This window comes from Brevibacterium sp. FME17, from assembly GCF_014897515.1.
Taxonomy (GTDB): Bacteria; Actinomycetota; Actinomycetes; order Actinomycetales; family Brevibacteriaceae; genus Brevibacterium.
In genome coordinates this window covers 1-1435 of the sequence record NZ_JABUYD010000066.1, presented here as the reverse complement: position 1 = coordinate 1435, position 1435 = coordinate 1, and the positions used below count along the sequence as shown (strand labels likewise).

1 protein-coding gene is annotated in these 1435 nt (G+C 59.9%); it reads right to left on the bottom strand.

What is annotated here, in order from left to right; all coding sequences use genetic code 11:
- Positions 1-3 precede the first annotated feature (3 nt).
- Positions 4-1314 carry an ISL3 family transposase gene (locus tag INT40_RS20310; protein WP_193073272.1) on the bottom strand — a complete coding sequence of 437 codons (1311 nt, stop codon included), beginning with the start codon at positions 1312-1314 and terminating at the stop codon, positions 4-6.
- Positions 1315-1435: the final 121 nt, after the last annotated feature.

The following is a 1435-nucleotide window of genomic DNA, read 5'->3' as shown; positions in this document are numbered from 1 at the left end:
GGCTCATCGTAAATAAGAGTGTAGAAGCGGCCTGAAACCACCGGATTCGAGTAAGCACCTGGCGATGTAATGAGTGAGATTGCGGAAACCGAGTGCCGATCCCCGCAGATGCTCGAGCCTTCCGTTGATGGCCTCGGTGGGCCCGTTCGACGTTCCGGGCCTGGTGAAGAACGCCAACACGTCGGCTGCTCGTCGTTTCAACGTTCGTCCTAACCGCTTCAGCTCGACCAATCCTGCTGGTAGACCCGACGCCAGGGTATCGATGACTTCCTGAAGAAGCCTTTTACCCTCGTTGCGGTCCTCGGCTCTGTATGCAGCCACGATGTCCTGGTAGACGCTCCAGGTGACTTCGACTTCAGTGAGATTGTCGTCAGCGAAGAGCTTCACGACCCTGGCTTGCTGCTTGGTCGTGAGCAGACTGGTGCCCGTATGCAGCGTCCTGCGCGCCCGATATAACGGATCCTTCGCCCGACCGCGATGGCCTGTCGTCTCTTGCTGGATGCGGCGTCGGGCCTCGTCAAGGGCATCACCGGCGAGCTTGACGACGTGGAATGGGTCCATGACTTCCACAGCATCGGGTAGTTCCTCGGCGGCGGCTGTTTTGAACCCGGAGAATCCGTCCATCGCGACGACTTCGATGGCATCGCGCCAGGACTTGGGGCGGGCGGCCAGCCATTGTTTGAAGACTTGTTTCGACCGGCCGGGCACTATGTCGAGTAGGCGTGCTGGGCCTGTTCCCTGGCTGATCGGGGTGAGATCGATGACGACCGTGACGTATTTGTCCCCGCGTCTGGTGTGTCGCCACACGTGTTCGTCGACGCCGATGACTGTGACGTTGTCGAAGCGAGTCGGATTGCTGATGAGTACTCGTTGTCCTTCGGCCAGGACCGCGGAGTTCGCGGTATGCCAGGACACCGCGAGCTTCTTCGCGATCACGGACATGGTGTCGTGATCAACAACGAGAGCACGCAGTGCCCAATCGAGTCCAGCTCGCGAGATCTTGGCCCGGGCTGGCGCCGCGGTGGTGGTGTCCTGGCGCCACACGTGGCCGCATTCGATGCACTTGTAGCGACGCAGGCGAATATGCAGTGTCGTGGGCCTGTGCCCGAAGGGTTCGTGTGCCAGTCGACGCAGAACAGTGTCGCGGACTTCGCCGTGGCCGCTACATCGTCGGCACCATTCATCGGTGGTGTTCGGTCGGCATTTCAGCACCGCTTTGTGGGCGGTGATGTGTTGGCCGATGCAGGTCAGGTCAAGGGTGTCGAGTCGAGCGAATGTCGTGAGGTCAGGCGTCGAGAATATAGGGTTGTCCACGTCGAGGTCTTTCGGATGGCTTGTGTGAGAACTTCCATCATCGGGAGACCTCGACGTCTATCCGGGTAGCGACTCGCCTTGTTTGAAATTCATCGGCCTACACTCTCGTTTGCGAAGAGCC